Annotated in this window: 1 protein-coding gene; it reads right to left on the reverse strand. The window is 66.8% G+C overall.

The genetic code is table 11. The features are described from left to right. Positions 1-231: 231 nt before the first annotated feature. Entirely contained in the window at positions 232-1,320 is a 1,089-nt protein-coding gene (locus tag NKH90_RS34500) for an IS110 family RNA-guided transposase (protein ID WP_352475114.1), read from the reverse strand. Positions 1,321-1,378: the final 58 nt, after the last annotated feature.

Consider the following 1,378-nt stretch of genomic DNA (forward strand, 5'->3'; position numbering starts at 1 on the left):
TTGCGTCCATATGTCCGGCCTTTGAGCACGGTCCTTGCGGCCGCTGGCCAAGGTGGGGTTCGCGACGCCCGTTCCAATCATGCCAGCGGTTTCGTTGGCCAATGGATCCCTCGGAGTTTCGCGCGTCACGGATCGATCGATCACGCCATCTTCCTTCCGTTGCAAGAGCTTGTGTTCGGTGTTCCTCCGTTGCGGCCTATCCGGGCATGTCAGCGCCGTGCTGAGCCGCGGTCAGGGCTGGCCGCAGGCCACCGCCGTAGGCGGCGCGAAGCGGCCTTGAGGGCGGCGAGGAGGCGTCAGGCTGCCCGCCAGGCCGCAACGGTACGGCTCGCCGGTGATCATCATCTTCCAGGCCATACGGGCGGTCTTGTTGGCGAGCGCCACAGCCGCCAGCTTCGGCGGCTTGCGCGCAATCAACGCCGCCAGCCACGGCGAGGCCTTGGCGCGGCCGCGACGCACCTGCTGGATGTGGGCCGTCGCGCCCACCACCAGCGCCTGCCGCAGCATCTCGTCGCCGGCCCGCGTGATCACCCCCAGCCGGTTCTTGCCGGCGGTCGAATGGTTCTTCGGCGTCAGCCCCAGCCACGCCGCGAAGTCGCGTCCCGAACCGAACGCTGTCGCATCAGTGACCTTGACGCCGAGCAGGCTCGCCACGACCGGCCCGACGCCGGGCATCGCAGCCAGCCGCTGTCCAGTCTCGTCCTTGCGGTGATGGGCCAACAGCTTCTTGTCGATTGCCGCGTATCGCGCGCACACCGCGCGGTATTCCTCGCCGAGCGTCTCAAGCAGTTCCTTTGCCAGCGCCGGCACCGTCGCGTCGCCGGCAATGCGGGCCAGCAGTGGCTCGATGCGGGCAAGGCCTTGTGCGGCCACCAGGCCGAATTCGGCTGCGTAGCCGCGGATCGTGTTGGAAAGCTGCGTGCGCCGCCGCACCAGCTGCTCGCGCACCCCAAACAGCATCTGCGCCGCTTGCTGCTCGCCGCTCTTGATCCCAACAAAGCGTGTCCTGGGCCGGCTCATCGCCTCGCAGATCGCCTCGGCGTCAGCCGCGTCATGCTTGCCGCGCCGCACATACGGCTTCACGTGCTGCGCCGCGATCAGCACCACCTCATGACCCAGCCCCGACAGCGTGCGCGCCCAGTAATGCGAGCCACCGCACGCCTCCAGCCCGATCCTCACCGGCGCAAGCTTGGCGAAGAACGGGACTACCGCCCGCCGTTGCAATTTACGCACCAGCACCGAACGCTCCGCAGCGTCGACACCATGCAGCTGAAAAACACTCTTGGACGTATCCATGCCAATACGGATAAGGTGTTCCACGGACGGCTCCCTTGTTTGAGATCTCAACGAACTCATTCTGGCACATCCGATGCCGTCG

Origin of the sequence: Mesorhizobium sp. M0898 (genome assembly GCF_040319695.1) — a bacterium.
Taxonomy (GTDB): Bacteria; Pseudomonadota; Alphaproteobacteria; order Rhizobiales; family Rhizobiaceae; genus Mesorhizobium.